The 26,017-nt window shown below is 73.5% G+C and carries 20 protein-coding genes and 1 tRNA gene; 16 read left to right on the top strand and 5 right to left on the bottom strand.

Features of this window, described 5'->3' with window-relative positions:
- Positions 1-58: 58 nt before the first annotated feature.
- The 9 genes from RDV89_RS11785 to paaE all read left to right on the top strand — a co-directional run bounded on the left by RDV89_RS11785 (position 59) and on the right by paaE (position 9,101).
- Positions 59-1,117 (top strand): YlbL family protein, encoded by a 1,059-nt coding sequence (locus RDV89_RS11785; protein WP_315733246.1) that lies wholly within the window; start codon positions 59-61, stop codon positions 1,115-1,117.
- Positions 1,114-1,719, top strand: coding sequence for a PPA1309 family protein (locus RDV89_RS11780; RefSeq protein ID WP_315733245.1), 606 nt, complete (start codon positions 1,114-1,116; stop codon positions 1,717-1,719). Before RDV89_RS11785 ends, RDV89_RS11780 begins: the two co-directional genes overlap by 4 nt.
- Positions 1,716-4,751, top strand: coding sequence for a UPF0182 family membrane protein (locus tag RDV89_RS11775; protein ID WP_315733244.1), 3,036 nt, complete (start codon positions 1,716-1,718; stop codon positions 4,749-4,751). The genes RDV89_RS11780 and RDV89_RS11775 overlap by 4 nt, the downstream gene beginning before the upstream one ends.
- Before the next feature lie 212 nt (positions 4,752-4,963).
- Positions 4,964-5,037: transfer RNA gene (locus RDV89_RS11770), tRNA-Met, on the top strand.
- Positions 5,038-5,215: 178 nt separating this feature from the next.
- On the top strand, positions 5,216-6,196 hold the full coding sequence (paaA, locus tag RDV89_RS11765; RefSeq protein WP_315733243.1) for a 1,2-phenylacetyl-CoA epoxidase subunit PaaA: 981 nt from the start codon (positions 5,216-5,218) through the stop codon (positions 6,194-6,196).
- Positions 6,193-6,561 carry a 1,2-phenylacetyl-CoA epoxidase subunit PaaB gene (gene paaB, locus RDV89_RS11760; RefSeq protein ID WP_438823274.1) on the top strand — a complete coding sequence of 123 codons (369 nt, stop codon included), beginning with the start codon at positions 6,193-6,195 and terminating at the stop codon, positions 6,559-6,561. Before paaA ends, paaB begins: the two co-directional genes overlap by 4 nt.
- Positions 6,562-6,572: 11 nt before the next feature.
- Entirely contained in the window at positions 6,573-7,496 is a 924-nt protein-coding gene (paaC, locus tag RDV89_RS11755; protein WP_315733242.1) for a 1,2-phenylacetyl-CoA epoxidase subunit PaaC, read from the top strand.
- 5 nt (positions 7,497-7,501) lie between these two features.
- On the top strand, positions 7,502-8,005 hold the full coding sequence (paaD, locus tag RDV89_RS11750; protein ID WP_315733241.1) for a 1,2-phenylacetyl-CoA epoxidase subunit PaaD: 504 nt from the start codon (positions 7,502-7,504) through the stop codon (positions 8,003-8,005).
- 1 nt (position 8,006) lies between these two features.
- Positions 8,007-9,101, top strand: coding sequence for a 1,2-phenylacetyl-CoA epoxidase subunit PaaE (paaE, locus tag RDV89_RS11745; protein ID WP_315733240.1), 1,095 nt, complete (start codon positions 8,007-8,009; stop codon positions 9,099-9,101).
- A 30-nt stretch (positions 9,102-9,131) separates the two neighbouring features.
- Here paaE and RDV89_RS11740 read toward each other — a convergent pair whose 3' ends face one another.
- A complete protein-coding gene (locus tag RDV89_RS11740; protein WP_315733239.1) occupies positions 9,132-9,758 on the bottom strand; it encodes a TetR/AcrR family transcriptional regulator in 627 nt (208 codons plus the stop codon).
- A 69-nt stretch (positions 9,759-9,827) separates the two neighbouring features.
- Between RDV89_RS11740 and RDV89_RS11735 the strand changes: the two genes are divergently transcribed.
- The 6 genes from RDV89_RS11735 to RDV89_RS11710 all read left to right on the top strand — a co-directional run bounded on the left by RDV89_RS11735 (position 9,828) and on the right by RDV89_RS11710 (position 19,401).
- The gene (locus tag RDV89_RS11735) at positions 9,828-11,468 is read left to right on the top strand and encodes an ABC-F family ATP-binding cassette domain-containing protein (protein WP_315733238.1); all 1,641 of its coding nucleotides are present in this window, start codon (positions 9,828-9,830) and stop codon (positions 11,466-11,468) included.
- A 109-nt stretch (positions 11,469-11,577) separates the two neighbouring features.
- Positions 11,578-12,387, top strand: a complete 810-nt coding sequence (locus tag RDV89_RS11730) for a hypothetical protein (protein WP_315733237.1) — start codon at positions 11,578-11,580, stop codon at positions 12,385-12,387.
- A 150-nt stretch (positions 12,388-12,537) separates the two neighbouring features.
- The gene (locus tag RDV89_RS11725) at positions 12,538-14,052 is read left to right on the top strand and encodes a DUF3375 domain-containing protein (protein ID WP_315733236.1); all 1,515 of its coding nucleotides are present in this window, start codon (positions 12,538-12,540) and stop codon (positions 14,050-14,052) included.
- Positions 14,049-14,840 carry a DUF4194 domain-containing protein gene (locus RDV89_RS11720; RefSeq protein ID WP_315733235.1) on the top strand — a complete coding sequence of 264 codons (792 nt, stop codon included), beginning with the start codon at positions 14,049-14,051 and terminating at the stop codon, positions 14,838-14,840. Before RDV89_RS11725 ends, RDV89_RS11720 begins: the two co-directional genes overlap by 4 nt.
- Positions 14,837-18,316, top strand: a complete 3,480-nt coding sequence (locus tag RDV89_RS11715; protein WP_315733234.1) for an ATP-binding protein — start codon at positions 14,837-14,839, stop codon at positions 18,314-18,316. Before RDV89_RS11720 ends, RDV89_RS11715 begins: the two co-directional genes overlap by 4 nt.
- A 35-nt stretch (positions 18,317-18,351) precedes the next feature.
- Complete coding sequence (locus RDV89_RS11710) at positions 18,352-19,401, top strand: hypothetical protein (protein WP_315733233.1); 1,050 nt, start codon at positions 18,352-18,354, stop codon at positions 19,399-19,401.
- A 29-nt stretch (positions 19,402-19,430) separates the two neighbouring features.
- On the opposite strand, the gene RDV89_RS11705 is transcribed toward RDV89_RS11710, so the two are convergent.
- From RDV89_RS11705 to RDV89_RS11695, 3 genes are all read right to left on the bottom strand, one after another.
- Positions 19,431-19,880 carry an HNH endonuclease gene (locus tag RDV89_RS11705; RefSeq protein ID WP_315733232.1) on the bottom strand — a complete coding sequence of 150 codons (450 nt, stop codon included), beginning with the start codon at positions 19,878-19,880 and terminating at the stop codon, positions 19,431-19,433.
- Between the two features lie 110 nt (positions 19,881-19,990).
- On the bottom strand, positions 19,991-21,283 hold the full coding sequence (locus RDV89_RS11700) for a Fic family protein (protein ID WP_315733231.1): 1,293 nt from the start codon (positions 21,281-21,283) through the stop codon (positions 19,991-19,993).
- 38 nt (positions 21,284-21,321) lie between these two features.
- Positions 21,322-23,520, bottom strand: coding sequence for an immunity protein Imm33 domain-containing protein (locus tag RDV89_RS11695; RefSeq protein WP_315733230.1), 2,199 nt, complete (start codon positions 23,518-23,520; stop codon positions 21,322-21,324).
- A 249-nt stretch (positions 23,521-23,769) separates the two neighbouring features.
- On the opposite strand from RDV89_RS11695, the gene RDV89_RS11690 reads away from it, so the two are divergent.
- Entirely contained in the window at positions 23,770-24,273 is a 504-nt protein-coding gene (locus RDV89_RS11690) for a DUF4279 domain-containing protein (protein ID WP_315733625.1), read from the top strand.
- A 51-nt stretch (positions 24,274-24,324) separates the two neighbouring features.
- On the opposite strand, the gene RDV89_RS11685 is transcribed toward RDV89_RS11690, so the two are convergent.
- On the bottom strand, positions 24,325-25,953 hold the full coding sequence (locus RDV89_RS11685) for an acyl-CoA dehydrogenase family protein (RefSeq protein WP_315733229.1): 1,629 nt from the start codon (positions 25,951-25,953) through the stop codon (positions 24,325-24,327).
- Positions 25,954-26,017: the final 64 nt, after the last annotated feature.

The raw sequence follows: 26,017 nt of genomic DNA, 5'->3' as shown, positions 1-26,017 counted from the left end.
GCCGCGGGCGCTTCACCCGCTGTCGGCCCTGTTGCGGTCATTTGAGACGATGGAGCGCATGACGCAGCGGACCCTGGCAGGGGTGGTGGCCGTGCCCCTGGTCGCCGCGCTGTGGGCTGCCGCCCTGTTCCTCCCGGCTCCGTTCGTCACCTACTACCCGGGCACCACGGCCGACCTGATCGGTCCGGAGCACGAGGGCGGCGCGACGATCACCGTCGAGGACCACGAGGTGTACCCCCCGACGTCCGGCGAGCTGCGGATGACCACCGCGAGCATCACGCGTCCCGAGACCCGGTTGACGCTCGCCGAGGCGCTCTCCGCGTGGCTCGACCGCGACGCCACGGTCCGGCCGTACTCGAGCGAGTACGGCGACGGCGAGGACGACGAGACCAACCAGTACCTGTCCGGGCTGCAGATGACGAGCTCCGCGGACCTCTCGGTCGCGGCCGCGCTCACCGAGCTGGACATCGCCTACGAGACGAACGTGCAGGTCGGTGGCGTGCGCCAGGGCTACCCGGCCGACGGGTTGCTGCAGAGCGGCGACGTCGTGCGCAGCGTGGACGGCGAACCGATCGAGGAGCCGGCCGACATCGCCGCGGCGGTGGAGCGCGCCGGGGTCGGCGCCGAGCTCGTCCTCGAGGTCGAGCGCGACGGCGAGACGATCGACGTGACGGTCGTGCCGGCCGAGGACGAGGGGGCGGCCCGGATCGGCGTCACACCCATCCTGGGCTTCGACTTCCCCTTCCCGATCTCCCTGACCCCGCCGGAGGGCATCGGCGGCGGCAGCGCCGGGATGATGTTCGCGCTGGCCGTCTACGACTACCTGACCCCCGGCGACCTGACCGGCGGCCTCGACGTGGCCGGCACCGGCACCATCGCGCTCGACGGCACCGTGGGTCGGATCGGCGGCATCACCCAGAAGATCCCCGGCGCCCGCGACGCCGGCTCGGCCGTCTTCCTCGCGCCGGCGGGCAACTGCGACGAGGCCGTGAACGCCGCGAACGGCGACATGCGCGTCGTGGCCGTCGAGACCCTCGACGAGGCCATCGAGACCCTCGGGACGCTCGCGGACGACCCCGACGCCGACGTGACGACGTGTGAGGACGTGCTCGGATGAGCGACCTGCCCGACCTACCCCACCTGCCCGACTTCGGCATGCCCGGCGACGCCGGCGCCGACCTCGACACCGACCCGGCGCTCGCGGCGGCGGTGCTCGAGCTCGAGGCGCACGCGGCTGAGTCGGGCTGGGGCCAGCCCGCCCGGTTGTACGCGCTGGTGGACACCGCCCTGCTCGTCCAGCAGGCGCCGGAGCTGGCGGCTCGGACCGGTCTCGACGAGGCGTCGGCGGCCGGTTCGCTGACGCCGGTCGAGCAGGACGAGCTCCCGGGCGGGGACGAGTTCGAGCGCGCCGTCGCGCAGGTGTCGTGGCCGCCGCAGGTCGCGGGGTGCGCGGCGACGCTGGAGCGGCTGGTCCTGCCTCCCGAGGTCGACGACGACATCCCCCAGGACGCGGTGGAGGCCGAGGCCTTCGCCCGCGCGCACCCCCTGCGCCAGGAGGTGCGGATGGTCGTGGGAGTGACCCGCGCCGGGGCGTCCTACTGCGCGCTGCGTCTGCGTTCCCACGACGACGAGAAGTCCGTGGTCGGCGGTTCCGACCTCGTGCCGGGCCTCGTGGCCCTGCTGTTCACCACCCTCGACGAGGAGGAGCCCTCTCCGTGAGTGACCTGTTCGACTCGGATCCCCGCCAGCCGGGCCGACGACCATCCCGGGGCGTCAACGTCCCCTCAGGGCGCTCGCGCGCGCTGCTCATCACCGCCGGCATCATCGTCGCGCTCCTCATCGCGCTGGCCGGCCTCGCCTCCTTCTGGACCGAGCGACTGTGGTTCTCCTCCGTGGGCTACGGAACGGTCTTCTCGACCCTGCTGTGGACGCGGATCGGCCTGTTCGTCGGGTTCGGTCTCGTCATGGCGGTCGCCGTCACGGTGAGCATGTACCTGGCGTACCGCTTCCGGCCGGTCTTCCGCCCGGCCTCGAACGAGCAGACGAGCCTGGACCGCTACCGCGACGCGGTCACGCCGGTGCGCAAGTGGCTGCTGATCGTGATCGGCATCCTGATGGGCATCTTCGCGGGCAGCTCGGCCGCCGGCCAGTGGCGCTCGTTCCTGCTCTGGCGCAACTCCGAGTCGTTCGGGAGCACGGACCCGCACTTCGGTCGTGACTTCGGCTTCTACGTCTTCGACCTGCCGTGGTTCCACTTCGTCACCGACTTCGCGATGGCCACGCTGGTCGTCGCCGTCATGGGCGCGGTGATCGTGCACTACCTGTACGGCGGCATCCGCCTGCAGGCGGCGACGGACAAGCTGTCCTCGCCGGCGCAGATCCAGCTCTCCGTGCTCGTCGGCCTGCTCGTCCTGGTCAAGGGCCTGGACTACTACCTCGACCGGTTCGACCTGCTGACCGCGAGCGGCGGCTACATCGACGGTATGGGCTACACCGACGACAACGCGGTGCTGCCGGCCAAGAACATCCTCATGGGCATCGCGGTGATCTGCGCGATCCTGTTCTTCCTCAACGTCTGGCGCCGCACGTGGATGCTGCCGACCGTGGGTCTCGGCCTGCTGGTCCTCTCGGCCATCCTGCTGGGCATGGTCTGGCCGGCCATCATGGAGCGCTTCCAGGTGCAGCCGACCCAGGCCGACCGGGAGGCCCCGTACATCCAGCGGCACCTGGAGGCCACGAAGGTGGCCTACGGCATCGACGGCATCGAGATGGAGCAGTTCGACGCCAACACCGACCTGGCCGACGCGTCGGAGAGCACGCGGTCCGCGCTCTCCTCGACCGTGGCCGGCTCGGGCGGCGTCCGTCTGGTCGACCCCGCTGTCGTCCCGCAGACCTTCCAGCAGCTGCAGCAGGTCCGCGGCTACTACACGGTCCCGAACGTGCTCGACGTCGACACGTACACGATCGACGGCATCGAGCGTGACGTCGTGCTGGGTGTGCGCGAGCTCAACACCGACGGTCTGTCGGACAGCAGCCAGAACTGGGCGAACCTCCACACGGTCTACACCCACGGCTACGGCGTGATCGCGGCGTACGGCAACCAGAAGGCGGCCGACAACCAGCAGATCGTCACCGGCGACCAGCCGGCGTGGGCCGAGACCAACCTCCCGCCGGTCGGAGACCTGACCAACCAGGGCGAGGGGTACGAGGGCCGGATCTACTTCGGCGAGAACAGCCCGACCTACTCCATCGTCGGCAAGTCGAGCGAGGGCGCCAACGACGTCGAGTTCGACCTGCCCCAGGGCGACGAGGGGCAGACGACGACCACGTACGACGGCGCCGACGGCGTCGAGGTCGGCAGCTTCTTCCACAAGGTGCTGTACGCGGTGAAGTTCGGCGAGCCGAACATCGTGCTGTCGGGCCGCGTCAACGAGAACTCCCGGATCCTCTACGACCGCGAGCCGCAGCGCCGTGTCGAGAAGGTCGCGCCCTGGCTGACGGTCGACAACGACGCCCTGCCCGCCGTCGTGGACGGTCGCGTGATGTGGCTGCTCGACGGCTACACGACGACGGACCAGTTCCCGCTGTCGAACCGTGAGTCGTTCGAGGAGATGATCGACGACGCCCTCGCGGACGACAACCCGTTCCAGACGGTGCCGACCGACGAGATCAACTACATCCGCAACGCGGTGAAGGCGACCGTCGACGCGTACGACGGCACGGTCACGCTGTACGCCTGGGACGAGACCGACCCGATGCTGCAGGCCTGGCGCAGTGCCTTCCCGGGGACGGTGAAGGACAAGGACGAGATCCCGGAGGCGCTGCTCGACCACATGCGCTACCCGGAGGACATGTTCAAGGTCCAGCGCTACCAGCTCGCCTCGTACCACGTCGACAGCGCGAACGACTTCTACGAGGGCAACGACCGCTGGGCCGTCCCGGCGGACCCGAACGACCAGTCCAGCCTGCAGCCGCCCTACCGGCTCTCGGTGCCCTCGGGCGACGGCGTCACGCCGGACACGTTCTCGATCACGAGCGTCTACACCCCGAACAACCGGCAGAACCTGGCCGCGTTCGTCTCGGTGGACGGTGACGCCTCGTCCGACTCGTACGGCGACTTCCGGGTGCGACGCCTCAGCTCGTCGAGCCAGGTGTCCGGTCCGGGGCAGATCGCCAACCAGATCCAGTCGGACCAGGCGGTCGTCGACGCGGTGTTCCCGTACACGCGGGAGGGCACGCAGGCGATCTACGGCAACCTGCTCACGCTCCCGGTGGGCGACAGCCTGCTGTACGTCCAGCCGATCTACTCGGTGCGGACCTCGGGAGACGGCAACTACCCGATCCTGCGCTTCGTCAGCGTCTCGTTCGGTGACGACAACGTCGGCGTCGGCACCACGCTCGGCGAGGCCCTGGCCGACGTGCTCGGCGTGACCCCGCCCGACGAGGAGGTCACCGAGGTTCCCGACGGCGAGACCGGCGACGGCGAGACGGGTGACGGCGAGACGGGCGGTGACGGCGGCGCCGGGGACCAGACCCTGGAGCAGCAGATCCAGAGCCTCCTGACGCAGGCCGACGAGAACTTCGCGGAGGCGGACGCGGCGCTCGCCGACGGCGACCTCGGCACCTACGCGGACCTCGTCGAGGAGGGTCGGGCACAGGTCGAGGAGGCGCTCGAGCTGGCCCAGGGCCTGTCCGGTGCCGACACCGACGCGGCGCCCGAGGAGACCGAGGAGCCCGCTCCGGAGGAGTGAGCCCACGGTCGCGGGAGCGGCTCGCGCGTAGCGCGTGAGGGAGGAGGGGCGGGGTGCCGGACGGCGCCCCGCCCCTCCTGCGTCCGGCCTCCCTGGCGGCCTCGGGAACGGCCCCGGGAACGGCTGTGGGACCGACTGCGGGGAGGGTGAGGCGGCTCACCCGGAACCGATTTGGTGCTCCGGCGCTCGTGGCGTAACATTCTGTTCACCGACGCGGGGTGGAGCAGCTCGGTAGCTCGCTGGGCTCATAACCCAGAGGTCGCAGGTTCAAATCCTGCCCCCGCTACAAGGAACAAGACCCGGTCTGCGATGCAGACCGGGTCTTGTGTTTTCCCGCGCCCCTCCCGGCCCGTCGCCGGCGGGGGAGCCCCACGACTCGCGTCCCGGTGGTTGCCAACTCCCGTGACGCGTGTCACGGTGTTCCGGACCGATCGGTCAGTAAAGGATGCGCGCGAGGAGCACCCATGGCGGTCGTTTCGCTGGACGAGCAGGAGCAGCAGGACCTGCAGGATCACTTCGACGCGGTCGTGTCCCGGCACGAGCGGATCGAGCCGCGCGACTGGATGCCGGAGAGGTACCGGGCCACCCTCGTGCGCCAGATCGCCCAGCACGCCCACTCCGAGATCATCGGGATGCAGCCGGAGGGCAACTGGATCACCCGGGCGCCCTCGCTGCGGCGCAAGGCGGTCCTGCTGGCCAAGGTGCAGGACGAGGCGGGCCACGGGCTCTACCTCTACTCCGCCGCGGAGACGCTCGGCGTCTCGCGCGCCGAGCTGACCGAGAAGCTGGTCTCGGGCCAGCAGAAGTACTCCTCGATCTTCAACTACCCGACGCTGTCGTACGCCGACGTGGGGACGATCGGGTGGTTGGTGGACGGCGCCGCCATCTGCAACCAGGTGCCGCTGTGCCGCACCTCGTACGGCCCGTACGGGCGGGCCATGATCCGCGTGTGCAAGGAGGAGTCCTTCCACCAGCGGCAGGGGTACGAGCTGCTGATGACGATGATGAGCGGCACGGACGAGCAGCGGGCGATGGTGCAGGAGTCGGTCGACCGCTTCTGGTGGCCGGCGCTGATGATGTTCGGGCCGCCGGACGACGACAGCCCGAACACCGCCCAGTCGATGGCCTGGGGGATCAAGCGCGACACCAACGACGAGCTGCGCCAGAAGTTCGTCGACATGTCGGTGCCGCAGGCCGAGCGCCTCGGCGTGACGTTCCCCGACCCCGAGCTGCGCTGGAACGCCGAGCGCGGCCACCACGACTTCGGCCGGCCCGACTGGGAGGAGTTCGCAGCGGTCCTCCGCGGCGAGGGACCGTGCAACGCGCAGCGTCTCGAGCACCGTCGTCGCGCTCACGACGACGGTGCCTGGGTGCGCGAAGCCGCCCTGGCGTACGCGCGCCGGGAGTCCGACGCTCTCGAGCCGGCCGCGGGGGAGGGGCGATGAGCCAGGGGCGCGACCTGAGCGCCGACGGCGGGCACGGCGCCGTGCCGCTCGACGGCGTGCCGACCGGGATCGGCGAGGTCCCGCACGCCGAGTGGCCGCTCTACGAGGTGTTCGTGCGCGGCCGGCGCGGGCTCAACCACGTCCACGTCGGGTCGCTGCACGCCGCCGACGACCGCTCCGCGGTGCGCAACGCCCGCGACGTCTACACCCGGCGCAACGAGGGTGTGTCGATCTGGGTCGTGCGGGCCTCGGCGATCACCGCGTCCAGCCCGGACGAGAAGGACCGGCTCTTCGACCCCGCCGGCGACAAGGCGTACCGCCATCCCACGTTCTACGACATCCCCTCCGACGTCCCGCACATGTGAGAGGAGGACCCATGGACCAGGTGAGCGAGCACGACTCGGTCTACGACGGGCTCCTGGGAGGAGACGACTCCCGGTGGGCGTTCGGCACCTCCTTCGAGGACCCGCTCGCCGGCGTCGACACGACCGTGCCCGACGGCGTGGACACCGCGGCCCTCGCCGCGTACTGCCTGATGCTCGGCGACGACGCCCTGATCGCCTCGCACCGGCTCTCGGAGTGGTGCAGCAGCGCACCCGACCTCGAGGACGACATCGCGCTGGCCAACATCGCTCTCGACCTGCTCGGCCAGGCACGTCTGCTGCTGGCGAGGGCCGCCGCGGCCGACCCGACCGTGGTGCCGGCGCTCCCGGAGGGTTCGCCCGTGCCGCCGGAGGACGCGTTGGCGTTCTTCCGGCCCGAGGGCCGCTTCCGCAACGTGCGCCTCGTCGAGCAGGCCAACGGTGACTTCGCCGTCACCGTCGCGAGGCTGATGGTCCTCTCGACCTGGCGCCTCGCGCTGATGGAACGACTCGTGGACAGTCGGGACGCCGTGCTGGCCGCGATCGCGGCCAAGGCGGTGAAGGAGGTCGCGTACCACCGCGACTACGCCGCGCGCTGGGTCGTCACGCTCGCGCTCGGGACCGACGAGTCCCGGCGCCGGGTCGAGGCCGGCCTGCGGACGGTGTGGCCGTGGCGCTGGGAGCTGGTGGACGACCACGTGGTCGAGACCGAGGTCGACGCTGCGGGTGTCGGCGTCGCGCCCTCGCGCGTCGCCGACGAGGTGGACGCCCTCCTCGACCAGGTGCTCGGCGTCGCCCGGCTGGAGCGCCCCGAGGTGAAGGACGTCGGTCCCCACGGCGGGCGGGCCGGCCGGGACGGGCGGCACACGGAGGCGCTGGGCCGGCTGCTCGCCGAGATGCAGGTCGTGGCGCGCGAGCACCCCCGGGGGCGATGGTGACGGCGGTGCGGTCCGCGGTCGCCGCCGACCGGGCGCGAGCCGTCGTGGCCTCGGTCACCGACCCCGAGATGCCGATGCTCACGCTGCACGACCTCGGGGTGCTGCGCGACGTGGTCGTGCAGGCCGACGGACGGGTGCGGGTGACGATCACGCCGACCTACTCCGGGTGCCCCGCGATGGCGACCATGCGCGACGACCTCGTCCGCGCCCTGCAGGACGCCGGCTTCGAGGCGGAGGTGGTCGTGAGCCTCGAGCCCGCCTGGTCGAGCGACCTGATCACGCAGGCCGGTCGGCGGGCGCTGCGCGACCACGGTGTGTCCCCGCCCGGAGCCGCTCCGCAGGGCGGTCCCGTCGCTCTGCGTCTGCTGCCCGTGCGCCGGGACGTCCGCTGCCCCCGGTGCGACTCGACGGCCGTCGAGCTGACGTCCGAGTTCGGGCCGACGGCCTGCCGGGCCCTCTACCGGTGCACCGACTGCCTCGAACCGTTCGAGCACGTGAAGGAGATCTGACGTGTCCCGCTCGCCAGCCGAGGAGCTCCCGGCGAGGCCCCGGACGGAGTTCCACCGCCTCGAGGTCGCCGCGGTGGACCGTCTGTGCGACGACGCGGCGGCGGTGACGCTCGCGGTCCCGGAGCACCTCCGGGAGGTCTTCGACTTCGCCGCCGGCCAGAGCCTGACCGTGCGTCGCACCGTCGCCGGCGTGGAGGAGCGCCGGACGTACTCCATCTGCGCCCCGGTCGGCGCCCGGCCCCGGATCGGGGTGCGCGAGATCCCCGGGGGACTCTTCTCGTCCTGGCTGGTGCGTGAGGTCCGCGTGGGGGACGTGCTCGAGGTGCAGGCGCCGAGCGGGGGCTTCCGGGCCGACCCCAGCCACGGCGGGCGCCACCTGTGCATCGCCGCGGGCTCCGGCATCACCCCGGTGCTGTCGATCGCCTCGAGCGTGCTGAGGCACCCGGCGGCCGCGGTCACGCTCGTCTACGGCAACCGCAGCAGCGGCTCCGTCATGTTCGCCGAGGAGCTCGCGGACCTGAAGGACCGGTGGCCGGCGCGGTTCGACCTGGTGCACGTCCTCTCCCGCGAGCCGCACACCGTCGACCTCTTCTCCGGGCGGATCGACGCCGCCCGGCTGCGCGCCATCCTGCGCGCGCTCGTCCCGCTCGACGCGCTCGACCACGTGTGGCTCTGCGGCCCCTTCGGCCTGGTCGTCGACGCCCGCGAGGTGCTCCACGACCTGGGGGTGGCTCGGGAGAAGGTGCACGTCGAGCTGTTCCACGTCGACGAGCCGCCGCCGGAGGTGGTCCGCCCGACCGGCGACCGCGTCGACGCGGAGACCTCGCAGGTCGCCATCGCGCTCGACGGTCGCACCACGTCCGCGCGCGTGCCGCGCGACCGCACCATCCTCGACTCGGCCGCGCTCTCGCGCCACGACCTGCCGTTCGCCTGCAAGGGCGGGGTGTGCGGGACCTGCCGGGCGCTCGTCGCCTCGGGCGAGGTCGACATGCGCCGCAACTACGCGCTCGACGACGACGAGGTGGCGCGGGGCTTCGTCCTCACCTGCCAGACGTACCCCGTCGGCGACGAGGTCGCCGTCGACTTCGACGCCTGAACGCCGAGCTGCACCGGGCGTGCGCTCCGGTCAGCGCGGCGGCACCTCGGTCCGGGGCGCCAGTCCTTCGAACGTCATCCGGACCACCGCGGCGCCCAGCTCCTCGGGGGACAGGGGGCCGCCCGGCCGGTACCACTCGACCAGGGAGTTGACGGCGCCGAAGATCAGCCGGCTGACCAGCTCGGGCTCGATGTCGTCGCGGATGTCGCCGTCCGCCGCGGCCTCGCGGACCAGCGCGGCGAGACGGTCGTCGATGGCCCTGCGGCGCTGCAGCGCCCGCTGCTCCACCGCGCTGTTGCCGCGCACCCGCAGCAGCAGGGTGACCGCGGGCAGGTGCTCCACGAGGATGGACACCGACTCGGTGACCGCCGCCCGGAGACGCTCGCGGGCACTGGCACCCGTGGACGCGACGGCCGCGTCGGTCGCCGCCGCGAGCCCGTCCAGCGCCTCGTCGAGGGCGGCCGCCAGGAGGTCCTCCTTGCTCGACACGTGGTGGAAGACCGCCGACTTGGTGACCCCGAGGTCCCGCGCCAGGTCGGCGATGCTCGTCGCCTCGTAGCCGCGCTCGTTGAACAGGCTGATCGCCCGTCGCAGGACGGTCGCACGGTCGTACCCGGGGCGCCCGCGCCGAGCGGCGCCGGTGCGTTCTTCGGTCACGCCCGCACCCTGCCACGCGCGCCCGCGGCACGCGCGGCGACCCGACGGGCCGGGCACTAGGCTCGAGCGGTGACCGCGACCCTCGTCGCGAAGGACCTGGCCGGCGGCCACGGCCATCGCGTGCTCTTCGACTCCCTCGACCTGACCGTGGCCCCGGGCGACGTCGTCGGCGTCGTCGGCGCCAACGGGGCCGGCAAGTCGACCCTGCTGCGGCTGCTCGCCGGGGTCGACGACACGGCGATGGGCGGCTCGGTCTCGCTCGCGCCCTCCGACGCGTTCGTCGGGTGGCTGCCGCAGGAGCACGAGCGGGTGCCGGGCGAGACCGTCGCCGGCTACGTGGCCCGCCGCACCGGCGCCGCCGCCGCGACCGCCGCGATGGAGTCCACGGCGGCCGACCTGGGCACCGGGGCGCCGGGCGCCGACGACGCGTACGCCCTCGCCTTCGACCGCTGGATGGCCAGCGGTGCCGCGGACCTCGAGGACCGGCTGCCGGGCGTGCTCGCCGACCTCGGCCTCGACGCCGGCGCCGACGCCGAGATGACGTCGCTGTCCGGCGGCCAGGTCGCCCGCGTCGCGCTCGCGGCGCTGCTGCTGAGCCGCTTCGACCTCGTGCTGCTCGACGAGCCCACGAACGACCTCGACCTCGACGGCCTCGAGCGGCTCGAGACGTTCGTGCGCGGTCTGCGCAGCGGGGTCGTGCTCGTCTCGCACGACCGCGAGTTCCTCGCCCGCTGCGTCACCCGCGTGGTCGAGCTGGACCTCGCGCAGCACCAGGTGGCCGTCTACGACGGCGGGTACGACGCGTACCTCGACGCCCGCGCGGTCGCCCGCCGCCACGCGCGGGAGGCGTACGAGGAGTTCGCGGAGAAGAAGGCCGACCTCGTGGCCCGGTCGCGCACGGTGCGCGAGTGGAGCTCCCAGGGCGTGCGCAACGCGATGCGCAAGAGCCCCGACAACGACAAGATCCGGCGCCGGGCCCAGTCGGAGTCGTCGGAGAAGCAGGCGCAGAAAGTGCGGCAGATGGAGTCGCGGATCGCCCGCCTCGACGAGGTCGAGGAGCCGCGCAAGGAGTGGGAGCTGCGGTTCAGCATCGCCGCCGCCCCGCGCTCGTCGACGGTGGTGGCGACCCTCAACGAGGTCGTCGTGCGGCGTGGCGACTTCACGCTCGGGCCCGTCTCCCTGCAGGTCGACGCCGGCGCGCGGATCGGGGTCACCGGACCCAACGGGGCCGGCAAGTCGACCCTGCTGGCGCTCCTGCTCGGCCGGCTGGCCCCCGACGGCGGCTCGGCGTCGCTGGGCGTCTCGGTCGCGGTCGGCGAGATCGACCAGGCGCGGACCGGACTCGCGGAGGACCAGCCGCTGGGCGCCGCGTTCGAGGCCGCGGTGCCGGAGTGGACCCCGGCCGAGGTGCGGACCCTGCTCGCCAAGTTCGGGCTCAAGGCCGACCAGGTGGGCTCGCTGGTCGCCCGGCTGTCGGCGGGGGAGCGTACGCGCGCGGCCATGGCGCTGCTGCAGGCGCGCGGGGTCAACCTGCTCGTCCTCGACGAGCCGACCAACCACCTCGACCTCCCGGCGATCCAGCAGCTCGAGCAGGCGCTCGCGTCGTTCGAGGGCACCCTGCTGCTGGTCTCGCACGACCGGCGGCTGCTGGCCAACGTGGACGTCGACCAGCGCTGGCACGTCGAGTCCGGGCAGGTCACACGGCTCTGAGCGGCCGCCCGGGCGCCGTCCGCGGATTCGTGGCGCGCCCGCGGGAACATCCGTGGGTCCGAGGCCCTCTGACCGTGTGGAGAGCAGGACACGAGCGCAGGAGGTCGGCATGACGCAGCAGCAGTGGGACGTGAACGGTGACGGGGCCACGGACGCCGTGACCACGGACGTCGACGGTGACGGGGCGACGGAGTCGCTGCTCGCCGACGTCGACGGTGACGGCTACGCCGACACCCTGGTCCTCGACACCGACGGGGACGACGTGCCCGACTACGCCGAGGCGGACACGGACGGCGACGGCGTGGCCGACAGCGTCGCCCTCGACGCCGACGGCGACGGGGTCGTGGACACGCTGAGCGTGGGGGACGGGGAGTACGTCTTCTCGGTCGCCTCCGACGACACCCCGCCCGCGCCGGGCGCACCCGCGCCCGCCGAGCCCGCCGAGCCCGCCGCCCCGGCGGCCGAGCCCGCGCCGGCCCCGGAGGCCGCGCCGGTGCTCACCGACGCCCGCGACACCGACGGCGACGGCTACGACGACGCCTTCCGCTACGACACCGACGGTGACGGGCTGGCGGACACGGTCGAGTACGACACCGACGGCGACGGCGTCATCGACCAGGTCGAGGTCGACACGGACCGCGACGGCGTGATCGACCAGGTGCAGCGCGACGCGGACGGCGACGGCGTGATCGACACGGTCCAGACCGACCTGGACGGCGACGGCTACGCCGACACGTACACCTACCACGCCGACTCCGACGGCGACGGCGTCTTCGACACCGCCTCCCACGACACCGACGCCGACGGCGTGATCGACGTCGTGGACCACGACTCGGACGGCGACGGGTACGTCGACACCGTCGGCTACGACACCGACGGGGACGGCTACGTCGACGAGGTCTACAGCACCGACGCCTGAGGCGGGACCGCCGGCGCGGGCCCGGGCGAGCGCCCGGACCCGCGCCGCGCCCGCGTCCGGCCTGCTCCGGGCCCCCGCGGACTCGGAGACTGTCGGCCCCGTCTGCGATGCTTGCGCGTCGCACGAGCACCGGACGGGGAAGCAGGTCGGATGAGCGGGATCGCCGGGGAGCTGGCGCGGGTCAAGGACGCCTTCGCCCAGCCGACGCTCACCCTGCTGCACCAGCGGCAGGCCGCGGTCGTGATCACGATCTTCCGCGCCGCGTTCGGGCGCGACAACCGCCCCGTCCCGACGGCGCGGCTGCACCACCAGGTCGAGGCCCACGTCGCCGAGATGCGCGCGGCGGGCGAGGACGAGCTGCCCGCGGGCAGCGGCCGCGACCTGTGCCAGCGCTGGATGCGCGGCCAGTGGCTGGTCCGCTCCCTCGACGAGACCGGCACCGAGGTCTACACGCTGACCTCCCACGCCCAGCAGGCCCTCGAGCTGGTCAAGACGCTGGCGCGCGACCGGGCGACGCTGAGCGAGCACCGGATCGCCACCATCCTCGGCACCGTGCGCCGGTTCAACGCCGAGGCGCACCCCGACCGCACGGCCCGCGTCACGCTGCTGTCGGCGGAGATCGCCCGCCTGCAGGGCGAGCGCGACCGGCTCGTCGACGGCGCCGAGATGGTGAGCGTCACCGAGGACTACATGCTCGAGGGGTTCACCGAGCTGCTCGCCCTGGTCTCGGCGCTGCCCAGCGACTTCGCCCGCGTCGAGGAGCGCTTCGCCCGGATCCGCGGCGAGATCCTGGCGGCCTTCCGCGCCGAGGACCGCCCCGCCGGCGAGGTGATCGACGACTACCTGGCCCGCGCCGACGCCCTGATGACCGCCACGCAGGAGGGACGCGCATTCGAGGGTGCCTTCGCCCTGCTGCGCGACGACGACCTCGTCGGCCGCCTGCGCGCCGACCTCACGGCCCTGCTCGAGCACCCCATGGCCGGCAGCATCCTCAGCGACGCCGACCGGGCCGAGCTGCGGGGGACGGTGCGCCTGGTGCGCGACGGGCTCGACCGCGTGCTCTCCCAGCGCTCCCGGGTCACCGCCACCCTGAAGGAGTACATCGTCTCCCACGACGCGGTCCGCGACCGCGAGCTGGAGCAGACGCTGCGCCAGGTGGAGTCGGAGATGACCACCTGGATGGCGCGCACCGGGCCGCGCGCCAGCCACGGCGTACCGCTGCTGCCCCCGCGGGCCGGCATCGACCACCTGCGCGAGCGCTTCCACGACCCGGCCGACGACGTGCCGCCCGAGCGGATCACCGCGGCGGACCCGACGCTGGCGCCGCCGTTGTCGTACGCCGAGCTGCTCGCCCAGGGTGGTCCGCAGCTGGAGACCCTGCGCGAGCGGCTCGACGCCTCGCTGGCCTCGCTGCTGCCCGCGCGGTCGCTGGCCGAGGTGTTCGAGACCTTCGAGCCGTCCCTGCGCCGACCGGTCGAGATCCTCGGCCTGCTGCACCTGGCCGCCGAGCGCGGCTGGCTGGAGGGGCCGACCGGCGCCGGGGCCGGCGCCGACGAGACCGACGACTACGCGGCCGTCCGCCCCGACGGCACCGTGCGGGCCTTCACCGTGCCCCGCACCGCGCTGCCCGACCCCGACCGACGAGAGAACGGGACGCCCGCATGAGCACCGACGTGGACCTCGACCCCGCAGCGACCGACGGCGAGGCGGACCTCGACGCCGGCTCGGTCTCGCTGTGGGAGGGCGACGAGGGCGGGCTCGACCACGCCCAGCGCCACGCGTTCGTCACGCTGCTCAAGCAGCGGTTCATCAGCGCCCGCACGCACCCGCGCGACTGGGCGGTGCTCGTCGAGCACGAGCGCGTGCTGCGCGGCCGGCTCAACGAGCTGTTCCTCGACCTCGCGATCGACCGCGGCCGCGAGGTGGCGTGGAAGCGCCAGGCCACCGGCGAGGCGGGGGAGCGGTTCCCGACGCTGCTGTACGACGCCGCCTGGTCGCGCGAGGAGACCCTCGTGCTCGTGCACCTGCGCGACCGGCTCCGGGCCGGGCTGGCGAGCGGCGACGCCCGGGTCTACGTCGACCACGACGACATCCTCGAGCACGTCGCCTCCTTCCGCCCGCTGCACGCGACCGACGAGGCCGGGGACGAGCGGCGGGCGCGCAAGGCCGTGCAGGGCATCGTCAAGGCGGGCCTGCTGATCGGCGCCGTCACCGACGAGCGCTTCGAGATCAGCGAGGCCGTCGAGCCGCTGCTGCCGCTGGAGCTGCTGCAGGAGCTGCTGGCGGCGCTGCGCGAGGCCAACCGCGCCACGCCGGAGCCCGACGAGACCGCGCTGTTCGCCGAGGAGCCGGGCGACGGCGTGGGCGGCGGCCCCGACGATGCCGACGACACCGATGTCGCGGACGACACCGACGAGCCGACCGGCGCGACGGCCGACGAGGAGTGGCAGTGAGCATCGACGAGGTCGAGCAGGGAGCGGAGGCGGAGGGCCTCTTCGAGCACCAGGTCGTGGCGCTCCCGTCGGACGACACGGTGCAGTGGCGCGCCGCGCTCCTGCAGCTCGTCAACTGGGGCGGGTTCGGGGGCCTGACGTCGGTGCCGCTGCGCGGCGACGCCACGATGATCTCCGGCGCCTCCGGGGTCGGGAAGAGCACGATCCTCGACGCCTACACGGCGCTGATGATGCCGTCGGACACCAAGTTCAACGGCGCCTCCAACGACGCCGTCGCCGGCCGGGCCCGTGGCGCCGGTCAGCGCAACCTGCTGTCGTACCTGCGCGGTGCCGTCGACGTCGTCGACGACCCCCGCACGGGACGGCCCGTGGAGCAGCTGCTGCGCGGACGCGGCAGCGACACCTGGGGCGCGGTGGCGATGACGTTCGTCAACGACCGCGGCGGCCGGTTCACGGTGCTGCGCACCTACTACGTGCCGCGCCGCGCGACCCGCTCCGGCGAGGTGCAGATGCAGCTGGCGACCCACGAGAGCTCGCTGTCGTTGGAGACCCTCGAGCTCGCGGTGCCCGAGCGCTTCCACGCGACCACCCTCAAGAAGCTGTTCCCCGGCCTGCGGGTGCACCGGACGTACGCGGAGTTCTCGGCCGTCCTGCACGCCCGCCTGGGCATCGGCGCCAACGGCGACGGGTCGAAGGCGCTGCGGCTGCTGGCGCGGATCCAGGCCGGCAACCAGGTGCGCAGCGTCGACGAGCTCTACAAGGAGATGGTGCTCGAGCGCCCGGCGACGTACGCCGCGGCCGATCGCGCCGTCGAGCACTTCGACGACCTCGACGCCGCGCACGCGGCGATGCGCACCGCCGAGGAGAAGCTCGAGGTGCTGGGCGGCATCGACGAGCTGCACGCCCGCCGCGGGGAGGCGGCCGCCCGCCTGGCCGAGCTCGACGCGTACGGCGTGACCGCCTCCGGCGACACGCCCCTGCGGCTGTGGCTGCTGCGCACCCACGCCGCGCTGCTGCGCACGGCGGTCGAGGAGAACCGCGAGGCGCGACGCACGACCTCCGACCAGCTCGCCGGCACCGTCGCGACCGAGCAGTCGCTGGGCGCCGACCTGGAGGCCGCGAAGGAGGCGCACCGCGCCGCCGGCGGGTCGACCCTGCAGTCCCTGGCCCTCGCGGTCGAGCAGGAGCAGGTCGTGCGGGAGGACCGCCTCGAGCGGCGCGCGGCCCTGCAGGAGCGGCTGCTGCCGCTGGTGCACGCCGCGGACGCGCAGGCGCCCGACCTCGACTCCGCGCTGCTCTCGGCGGAGGCGTTCGCGACCCTGCAGCTGCACGCGCGCCAGTGGCTGGCCGGCTGGGAGCGGGGCCAGGTCGCCCTTCGCCGCGACCGCGACGGGGCGCGCGACCGGCGCTTCCCCCTCAGCCACCGCCAGTCCGAGCTGCGCCGCGAGCGCGACTCGCTCCAGGGTCGGGCCGGCCGGGTGCCCGACCGGATGGACCAGATGCGCCGCGAGGTGGCCCGCGCCAGCGGGCTGGAGGTCGCCGAGCTGCCGTTCCTCGCCGAGCTGGTCGACGTCGCCCCCGAGCACGCGCGCTGGCGCACGGCGGTGGAGACGGTGCTGGGCGGCAGTGCCCGGACCCTGCTGGTGCCGCTCGACCGGCTCGAGCGGTTCTCCTCGGCCATCGACGGCCTGCAGCTGCGCGGCCGGCTGACCTTCGAGGGCGTCGAGCTGGACCTCCCGCGGCGCCGTGACGCCGATCCCGACCGCGTGGCGGGCAAGCTGCTGCACGCGGACTCGCCGTTCACCGGCTGGGTGCAGGCCCACGTCGCCGAGCCGTCGCGCGACGCCCTGTGCGTCGAGACCCCCGAGGAGCTGTCCGGCAGCGGGCTGCGGGTCACGGTCGCGGGCCAGACCCGCAACGGCCGTCGCGGCTCGCACGGACGCAACGACGCCCGCAGCATCATCGGCTTCACCAGCGCGGACGCGCTCGCCGAGATCGCCGAGGAGCTCGGGGAGCTCGAGCGGGACCTCGCGGGCATCGACGCCGAGGTGGCCGAGCTGGACCGTCGCACGGCGGCGCTGGAGAAGCAGCGCGGCTCCTACGACGCGCTGGCGAGCGAGCGCTTCGACCGGATCGACGTCGACGGCTGCGACCGCCGGATCGCCGAGCTGGAGCGACGACGGGCCGAGATCCTGTCCGCCGACGACCGGCTGCAGGCGCTCGACGCCCAGATCGCCGAGCTGGCCGAGCGGCTGGAGGTCACGCGCCGCGAGCGGTACGCCCTCGACGAGCGCAGCAAGCAGCTCAACGCCGCGCACCTGGCGCTCGTGGAGAGCGAGGACGAGGTCACCGACGCCCTCGCCGAGGCGGACGAGCGCGAGGCCGCCGCCCCCACGCCGGAGCAGGAGGCGGCGCTGGCGGGCGAGTTCGCGGCCGCGGCCGCGCCGGCGGACCCGGCTGACCTGGACCGGTTCGCCGAGACGGCCCACCGCCTGCACGAGCACCTGGGCGCCGCGGTCGCGGACGCCGACGCCGAGATCCGCCGCGTCGACGACGAGCTCGTCGCGGTCTTCCGGCTCTACCAGGTCCGCTGGCCCTCGCCGAACCTGGGCACGACTCCGGACTCCTACGGCGACTACGCAGCAGTGCTCGACGACGTGCGGGGCAAGGGCCTGGCCGATCGTCGGGCGGAGTGGCGCCGCCGCCTCACCGAGTGGAGCGGCCAGGACCTGGTGCCGCTGCTCGGCGCGATGGCCGCCTCGGTCGAGGAGATCGAGGACCGCCTCGACCCGATCAACGCGATCCTGCGCCGCCTCGAGTTCGGCGCGGCGCGCGACCGGCTGCGGATCCGGCTGCGCCGGCTCGCGCCCGCGCACGTGCAGGTCTTCCTCAAGGACCTGCGGGCGCTCACCTCGAGCACCGTGGACGCCAGCGACGAGACGGCGCTGGAGCAGCGGTTCGTCGAGCTCAGCCGGTTCATGGAGCAGCTGCGGCTGCCCTCGGCCACCGGGGCGGTGACCGCCGGGCCGAGCGACCGCGACCGGCTGCTCGACGTGCGTCGCCACGTCGAGATCAGCGCGGAGCGCTACGACCACCTGACCGGTGAGCTGCGGGCGACCTACCGCACCCTCGGCGAGAAGAGCGGTGGCGAGAGCCAGGAGCTGGTGGCGTTCATCGTCGGCTCGGCGCTGCGCTTCCGCCTGGGTGACGAGCTGCGCTCGCGCCCGCGGTTCGCGCCGGTCTTCCTCGACGAGGGCTTCGTCAAGGCCGACTCCGAGTTCGCCGGCCGTGCGGTGCGGGCCTGGAAGGGCCTGGGCTTCCAGCTCGTCATCGGCGTGCCGCTCGACAAGGTCACCGGCCTGGAGCCGCACATGGACGACCTGCTGGCGATCACGAAGAACAGCGCGACCCACCAGGCGTGGATCACCCCGCTGCGCGACGCCCGGGCGGCTGCTGAGGAGACCGCCCGCGGCTAGGCGTGCGGGGTGGGCCACGGGGTAGGACGCGCGTCGTGAGCTACTCGATCGTGGTCCAGGTCCGTGCCCTCGTCGTCGACCCGCTGCCGGACTGGGTCGCCGCCTACCTCGAGGGGATCACGGGCGACGACCGCAGCTCGGTGGTCGCACGCCCCCCGGAGGACGACCCGGACGCGGAGGAGTGGGCGGCCCTGCCGGAGGGCGGGTGGTTCGTCGGTGCCCGCTGCGGGTTCGACCGGGGCCTGTACGACGGCACCCGCTGGTTCTGGATGTCGGCCGACTTCCACGACGACTTCGTCGGCCAGGACCTCCTGCTGTTCCTGCTGCTCGCCGGGGTCTCGGCCCAGGACCAGGTGCTGGGCAGCTCGTGGATCGACGAGGAGCCCGGCCGCGTCACCTCCTACACGGCCCGTGAGCGGCAGCTCTTCGAGACCGAGTCGGGCGGCTGGCGCGACGTCCACGGCGAGCACGCCGGCGCCGAGCCGGTCGTCGAACCTCCCGTCGAGCACCTCTCGGGCGGGCACGCCGAGGGGCAGCGCGAGGGCCTCCTCGCCCACGGCGCCGCCGCGGACGCGCTCGCGCACCACGAGGCGGTCGTCGGGCCGCGGGTGCCGACGTACGCCCGGCACCTGCTGGCGCGGTCGGTGGCCCGGGTGCTGGCCGAGCACCGCGCCCCCGACGCGCTGGTCCCCGTGCTGCGGGTGCTCGACGCCGGCGAGGACCCGCTCGCTGCGCCCGCCGCGCCGGGTTGGGAGGTGCGCGAGACCTGGCCCCGTCACCGCGGGCGCCGGACGTCGTCCCGCGTGCTGTCCGGCGACCTGGCCGGCAGCGGCGCCGCCCTGCGCGGCAGCGACCTGGTGGCAGCGCCGTTCCGGTTCGCGGTCGGCATGCGGCTGCGGACCCGGATCGACACGGTGCTGCGGGACCGCTACCGACGTGACCCGGTGCCGGTCGGGGCGGGCACCGTCCTCGTCGTCGTCCGGGCCTTCGACGCGGGCCACGCGTTCGTCGCCGTGGAGGGCACGCAGGAGGAGCTGACGAGCGTGCAGCCGATCGAGATGGGCGTCGTCTACGACCAGGCCTGACCAGGCCTGAGCAGGCCGAAGGCCCCCCCTCAGAGCGCGGCTAGCTGCGCGCGCGTCGGGGCGTACGGCGTCACCCGCAGACGCATGCCGGCCTCGTCGGGCGTGCGGTTGGCCTTGCGGTGGTTGCAGGGGCCGCAGGCGGCGACGGTGTTGGTCCACGTCCATGCGCCACCACGGCTGCGGGGGAGCAGGTGGTCGACCGTGACGGCGTGGTGGCCGCAGTACGCGCAGCGGCGGCGGTCGCGACGCAGCACGCCCTCGCGGGAGTAGCCGGCCGGGCGGTACATCCACCGGGCCGCCACGTAGCGCACGAGTCGGATCACCCGGGGCCAGGGGTGCGGTCCGATCCGACGGTCGCCGTGCGCCTCCTCGACGGTGGCGACCTCCCGGAACAGCATCTTCACCGCGTGCTGGAAGGAGACGGCGCCGAGGGGCTCGTAGGACGCGTTGAGCAGCACCACCGCGGTCGTCACGGCCATGGCTCTTCTCCTCGCCCCACGCCGGCTCGGTGGCCGGGTGTCCTTACGGTAGGCCCGTCGGGGCCCGGCGACCAGAGGATTTCCGAGCGTTCACGCGTTCGTAGCCCGCGTCAGTGCCCCATCCAGGGGCGCGCCCACACCGGCCCGTCGACCGCGTCCCCGGCGTCGCGCAGCGAGAGCCGCTCGATGCGCGCGGACAGGTCGCGCACCTCGTCGAGCACCAGGTGGGCGCCCCAGACGCGGTCGCGGCCCCGCGCCGTCAACGGGGCCAGCACGTCGGCGCGACGCAGCCGCTCCAGCAGCGCGGCGGTCGCGTCGTCGTCGAGACCGAGGACCTCCGCGACCCGGCTCGTGGTGATGATCGGCTCCGCCATGAGGAAGCGCAGCACCCGCGAGTCGGGGGCGCCGTCGGCCGGCTGGCCGAGCGCCTCGTCCCAGTCGTCGTGGATCAGCTGGAGGTTCGTGACGGTGCGACGCGCCTCGTGGGTGGCCCACATCGTCGCCGAGGCCAGCAGGGCGATGATCGTCGCCGCGTCGCCGCGGCGGTAGTCGCCGAGGGCCTCGAAGTAGCGCTCGCGGTGCGCCGTGAGCCCCGACGCGATCGGCACGGTCAGGCGGCGGGTGACGCCGCGACGTCGCAGCACCGCGTGGATCAGGGTGCGCCCGATCCGCCCGTTGCCGTCGACGAAGGGGTGGATCGACTCGAACTGCGCGTGCACGATGGCCGCCTGCGCCAGCGGCAGGACGTCGTCGCGGTTCGCGAAGGCGAACAGGTCGTCGAGGTGCTCGACGACCGTCTCCGGGGGCGGCGGGACGAAGAGGGCGTTGCGCGGCGAGTAGTCGCTGCCGCCGATCCAGTTCTGCGCCGTCCGCACCGTGCCGGCCTTCGACGCCAGGTCGGGGTGGCTGCGGAACAGCGCGTGGTGCGCGCGCAGCACCGCGTCCCGCGTGATCCGCCCGTCGCTGCTGGCGGTCACGATGATGCCCGACAGCGCCTCGGTCGCGGCGGCCATCGAGACCGCGGAGGCGTTCGCGCGCTGCCCCATGAGGGCCTTGCCGTAGTCCGACAGGCTCGCCTCGATGTTCTCGATCTTGCTCGAGGCGATCGACTCGGTGCGCAGCAGCAGCTGGCTCAGCGCCCCCAGGTTGCGTCCGTGCACCTGGTCGAGACGCACGAGGCCGTCGGTCGCGGTCGCCAGCTGGGTGCGCAGGCCGCGGGTGGGCTCGTACGCCTGCTCCGCGATGCGCGGCGGGATCCTGGCGTCGACGAAGCGCACGGCCCGGTCGGCGCGCGGGCCGCGCACCACGCTCTGCCGCCACGCGCGCCGCTCCGTGCCGTGCGGGGGCCAGTCGCCGCCGGCGGGGACGGCTGCCGGATCGAGGGTCGCGGAGGGCTCGGTCACGGACGCCATCCTCCCAGAGGCCGGGCCCCCGCGGGGGCTCAGTCGACGATGCGCAGCACGAGGTCGCGCAGCTCGGGCGGCAGGTGCCCGGCCTCCTCGCGGACGTCGAGACCGAGGTCCTCCGCCAGCCCGAACAGGTCCGCCGCGCGTCCCTCGTCGGCGCGGGTGCCCTGGCCGGTCAGCGTCATCACCCCGGCGGTGAAGGCGGCCCGCTGGTGGCCCCGCTCGGCCGCGCGACGGTAGAGGTCGAGTGCCCGCGCGAGGTCGAACGGGGCGCCCTGGCCCGTCGCGTACCCGACCGCGAGGTTGTGCAGCGCCCGCGGGTGGTCGAGGTCGACCGCCGCGCGCAGGTGCTGGCGCGAGCGGTCGGCGTCGACCGGCACGCCGCCCTGGCCGGACCCGAGCAGGACGGCCAGCTCGAAGTGGGCGTCGGCGTTGCCACGCTCCGCCGCCGTCGTGTGGTCGCGCAGCACCGCCGCCGGGTCCGGGGGGAAGCCGTAGCCGTTGAAGCGCATCCAGCCGCGCAGCACGTGCGCGTCGCCGGAGGGGTCGTCGTACGCCAGCAGCTCGACGCGGGCGGCCGCGGCGCGCTCGAGCGACGCGACGCGCTCGAAGTAGGCCCGCCGCACCCACGTCCAGGCGGCTTCCTCTGAGCCGGCGGCGTCCGCGCGCCGGTACGCCGTCAGCATCACCTCCAGCGCGTCCGGCGGCAGCAGGCCGATGCCGTGGTCGAAGCGGGCGAACGCGTCGCGCAGCCCGTGGCCCGCCGCCAGCAGCCGCTCGGCGCTGGCGCCGCGGTCGGCGATGGCGTCACTGGCCTCGTCGTACGCCCGGTGCCCGCTGCGCCGCGCGGGCTGGGAGGGCTGCTGGGCCGGCTGCTGGGCCGGCTGGGCGGGCGCGGGGGGCTGCTGGGCGGCCGGCTGCTGCGTGCCCGCGCCGTCCTGCACGAACGCCCCGTCGGCGATGCGCACGCGGCCGTCGGCCGCGACCACCCGCTCGGTGCGCGAGCCCGACCACGTCGCGCGGTAGCCGGGCGGGAGCCCGAGGTAGCGCACGAGCTCGGGGCGGCGGCGGTGGACGTCGCGACCCTCCAGCGTCTCCGTGGGGCCCGAGGGCTCGGGCCCGACGCCGACGTACCAGCCCGAGTCCGTGCTGCTCGTCGGCTCGCGGCGTACGAGGTGCACGGCGGGCGTGTCCCACGCGGCGGTCTCGACGGTGATGGTGGCCAGGAAGTTCACGGACTGGCGGCGGATGCCGAGCGCGTCGCACAGGTACTGCTGCTGGTAGAGCGCGTCCAGCGCGGCGTCGACGTTCCAGGTGTTCTTGTCGTTCTCCGGCACCGCGAGGTTCGCGGCCGAGACCCGGAAGCCGTCGTCGACCGCGTGGATGCTGGTCCACCAGAAGCCGAACCACAGGCCCTTGCCGTGCTGCACCCGGTCGGCGGGTTGGCGCGCCCACGCGTCGACCAGCATCTGGCCCCACTTCTCGCGCCCGGCGGTGGTGTCGAGCCAGATCCGGTGCCCGTGCGCCTGCGCGACGCAGGTGACCGTGGCCGGCGGCGTGCTCGGGGTGCTCGGGGTGCTCTGGGTGGTCGAGGCCGGGACGCCCGTCGCCCACCAGCGCACCGCGTCGGCGTTCGCGGGCGGCCAGGGCCGCATCGTGTTGGCGATCGGGTCGAGCGCGTTGACCTGGTCCTCGGTCTCGCCGGCGTTGCGGCCGATGTGCGCGATGTACCAGTGCCCCGGCCCGACCTCCCGGTCGACGCCGACGAGCGCGTAGGTGCCCGTGCCGGCCGCGCGCAGCACGGCCTCGATCTCCTCGGGCGTCGTCGCTCCGAGCCGGCCGCCGAAGATCCGCGCGAGCTCGGCGGGCTCGGGCCCGGTCGGCCCGGCGGTGGACGTCGAGCCGGTGCCCCGCAGCCGCTCCAGCATGGCGACGACCGCGCTCGCCGCGTGGTTGATCGGGCGGGCGGCGAGCCGGTCGGGGTCGGTGCGCGCGCCCTGGGCGTACTCGACGCGCAGCGCCGCAGCGGTGTGGCTGGACTCCCGCACGTAGATGCTGCCGTCGAGGCCCGCGACCAGCTGCGCGCCGCCGCGACCCGGCGTCCACGCGTGCACGACGTCGCCCTCCACGTGGCTGTGGCTCGCCACCGTCGCCTCGTCGAGGCCGAGGACCCGGGCGATGCCGGTCAGGAGGCGGGGATGGGCGGTGGTCCAGGACGTGTCGCGCGCGGGCATGGGGATGGTTGTGCGTCGTAGGGACAGCGGCCAAACCCGAGCGGGTCAACCGGATGGTGGAGTCGCCGAGACGGCCCTCCACCATGGTGCCAACGCGAACGATTGCCCCTGCCTTATGCTGCCCCGCAGGCGGGCCAGCCCACTGCTGCATGGATCGAGAGTTGAGAAGACCGCGGGCGTGGTCGGAATGAGCGATCTATTAGCGCAGCTCGGGCTGAGCGGGGAACTCGGGTGGTTGGAGGCGTGGTGATGACTCAACCAAGCCCTCGAATGAAGGCGTTTGAAGAATTGCCATCGTTCGGCCTCGAGATGGAACCTTTCCGTGCCTACCTCTTGGTGTGGAGTCGCGCATTGCGCCTGAGCGAGATTACGCGCTCTATCGGCATAGAACCCTCTGAGTCGCACGACATCGGCGACCCCAATCCGTACTACGAGAGTGGGAACTACAGGTACGCGTCTTGGAAGTGGGACCTCGATGACGACCGCCGCATCTCGCCCGGCACCGAGGAACTGTCAGAAGCCATCGAGGAGCTGAGCGATGACCTCGCAGACCGTTTGAAGGAACTGGTCAATCGCGGCTGCTTCGTGGAACTTCGGATCGTGCAGGTCTTCGAAGGAGATGTGGAACTGGATGATCCGGGAATTCATCTCACTGCTGCAGCAATTCGCTGGGTAGCCCGCGCGGGCGCGCTGATCGATGTCGATCAATACGTGCCGGGTGGTGACGATGAAGAAGGGAACACTGAGGTGTGACTCAGTGTGCCGTTTGCGTGAGCCGCGGCGCCTCCACTCCTCGACACGAAACTAAACGGTCGCGCCCCCAGCACGCTCCAAGATCGCGTCCAGGTCGAGCCCGGCGGGCAGGGTCCCGAGCGCGTGGCCCCAGTCGCCGGCCAGGCGGGTGGCGCAGTACGCGTCCGCGACCGCCGCCGGAGCGTGGCGCACGAGCTGGCCGGCGGCGAACACGGTCGCGATCCGCTCGGCCACGCGGCGCGCGCGCAGCTCGACGTCGTCGAACGACGTCAGCTCCTTGCGCAGCCGTTCCAGGGCCTCGTCGTAGCGGCGGTCCGCGCCGGTGGCCAGCTCGGCCTCGGCGAGGAACGCGTCGAGGGTCGCCGGCTCGCGCGCGATCGCGCGCAGGGTGTCCAGGGCGGCCACGTTGCCCGAGCCCTCCCAGATCGACAGCAGTGGCAGCTCGCGGTAGATCCGGGCCAGGTCGAAGTCCTCGACGTAGCCGTTGCCGCCCAGGCACTCCAGCGCCTCCCCGGCGGCGACGGGGCCGCGCTTGCACACCGCGTACTTCGTCGCGGCCAGCGCGAGGCGCCGCAGCGCCGCCTCCTGCTCGTCGCCGCGCACGGCGCGGTCGTTGGCCCCGGCCAGGCGCAGCATCGCGGTGGTCGCCGCCTCCGACTCGATGGTGAGGTCGGCGAGCACGTTGCGCATCAGGGGCTGGTCGAGCAGCGGGCGGCCGAACGCGCGCCGGTGCCGGGCGTGGTGGGTCGCGAGGACGAGCGCGGTGCGCATGCCCGTGGCCGAGCCGATCACGCAGTCGAGGCGGGTCATGTTGACCATCTCGACGATCGTGCGCACCCCGCGGCCCTCCTCGCCGACGAGCCAGCCGGTGGCGTGGTCGTACTCGACCTCGGAGCTCGCGTTCGACCGGTTGCCGAGCTTGTCCTTGAGCCGCTGGAACCGCAGGGCGTTGCGCTCGCCGCCGGGCAGCACGCGGGGGAGCAGGAAGCAGGACAGACCGCCGGGCGCCTGCGCGAGGGTGAGGAAGACGTCGGACATCGGGGCGGAGGTGAACCACTTGTGGCCGACCACCACGTAGGTGCCGTCGGGGCGCGGCGTGGCGGTCGTGGTGTTCGCGCGGACGTCGGAGCCGCCCTGCTTCTCGGTCATCGACATGCCGGCGGTGAGACCCGCCTTCGTGGCGGGGTCGCGCAGCCCGGGGTCGTAGGTGCGGCTGGTCAGCAGCGGCTCGAACCGCTCGGCCAGCTCCGGGGCGGCGCGCAGGGCGGGCACGGCGGCGTAGGTCATCGAGATCGGGCAGCCGTGGCCCGCGTCGACGGACCAGGTCATGAACTTGGCGGCTCGGGCGACGTGGGCGCCGGGGCGCTCGTCGGCCCACGGGGCCGCGTGCAGGCCGTGCTCGACCGCCGTGGACATCAGCCGGTGGTAGGCCGGCACGTACTCGACCTCGTCGACCCGGTGGCCCGTCCGGTCGTGGGTGTGCAGGCGTGGTGGCACCCGCTCGGCCAGACGTCCCCACTCCCGCGCCTCCTCGGTGCCGGCGAGGCGGCCGAGGGCGTGGATCTCCGGCAGCGCCCAGGCCGCACCCTCCCGGGTGACGCCCTCGAGGAGGGCGGCGTCGTCCGCCGTGTCGTAGCCGGTCAGCGCCGGGACCTGGTTGAGCACCTCGTGGGTCGCCATGGCGCGACATTACGCTTCGAGTGACAACTGTGTCCAGAAACGTAATCCGTGGCAGGATCGTCGA

Source organism: Nocardioides imazamoxiresistens (assembly GCF_032378595.1).
GTDB classification, from domain to species: domain Bacteria; phylum Actinomycetota; class Actinomycetes; order Propionibacteriales; family Nocardioidaceae; genus Nocardioides; species Nocardioides imazamoxiresistens.
The sequence above is the reverse complement of the archived record's forward strand: the minus strand, read 5'-3'. Positions and strand labels throughout refer to the sequence as shown.

Coding starts and splice junctions, on each gene's coding strand:
- RDV89_RS11785 (WP_315733246.1), top strand. CDS start 59: ATGACGCAGCGGACCCTGGCAGGGGTGGTGGCCGTGCCCCTGGTCGCC.
- RDV89_RS11685 (WP_315733229.1), bottom strand. CDS start 25,953: ATGGCGACCCACGAGGTGCTCAACCAGGTCCCGGCGCTGACCGGCTAC.
- paaC (WP_315733242.1), top strand. CDS start 6,573: ATGGACCAGGTGAGCGAGCACGACTCGGTCTACGACGGGCTCCTGGGA.
- RDV89_RS11690 (WP_315733625.1), top strand. CDS start 23,770: ATGACTCAACCAAGCCCTCGAATGAAGGCGTTTGAAGAATTGCCATCG.
- RDV89_RS11720 (WP_315733235.1), top strand. CDS start 14,049: ATGAGCACCGACGTGGACCTCGACCCCGCAGCGACCGACGGCGAGGCG.
- RDV89_RS11780 (WP_315733245.1), top strand. CDS start 1,114: ATGAGCGACCTGCCCGACCTACCCCACCTGCCCGACTTCGGCATGCCC.
- RDV89_RS11705 (WP_315733232.1), bottom strand. CDS start 19,880: ATGGCCGTGACGACCGCGGTGGTGCTGCTCAACGCGTCCTACGAGCCC.
- paaB (WP_438823274.1), top strand. CDS start 6,193: ATGAGCCAGGGGCGCGACCTGAGCGCCGACGGCGGGCACGGCGCCGTG.
- RDV89_RS11730 (WP_315733237.1), top strand. CDS start 11,578: ATGACGCAGCAGCAGTGGGACGTGAACGGTGACGGGGCCACGGACGCC.
- RDV89_RS11725 (WP_315733236.1), top strand. CDS start 12,538: ATGAGCGGGATCGCCGGGGAGCTGGCGCGGGTCAAGGACGCCTTCGCC.
- paaA (WP_315733243.1), top strand. CDS start 5,216: ATGGCGGTCGTTTCGCTGGACGAGCAGGAGCAGCAGGACCTGCAGGAT.
- RDV89_RS11695 (WP_315733230.1), bottom strand. CDS start 23,520: ATGCCCGCGCGCGACACGTCCTGGACCACCGCCCATCCCCGCCTCCTG.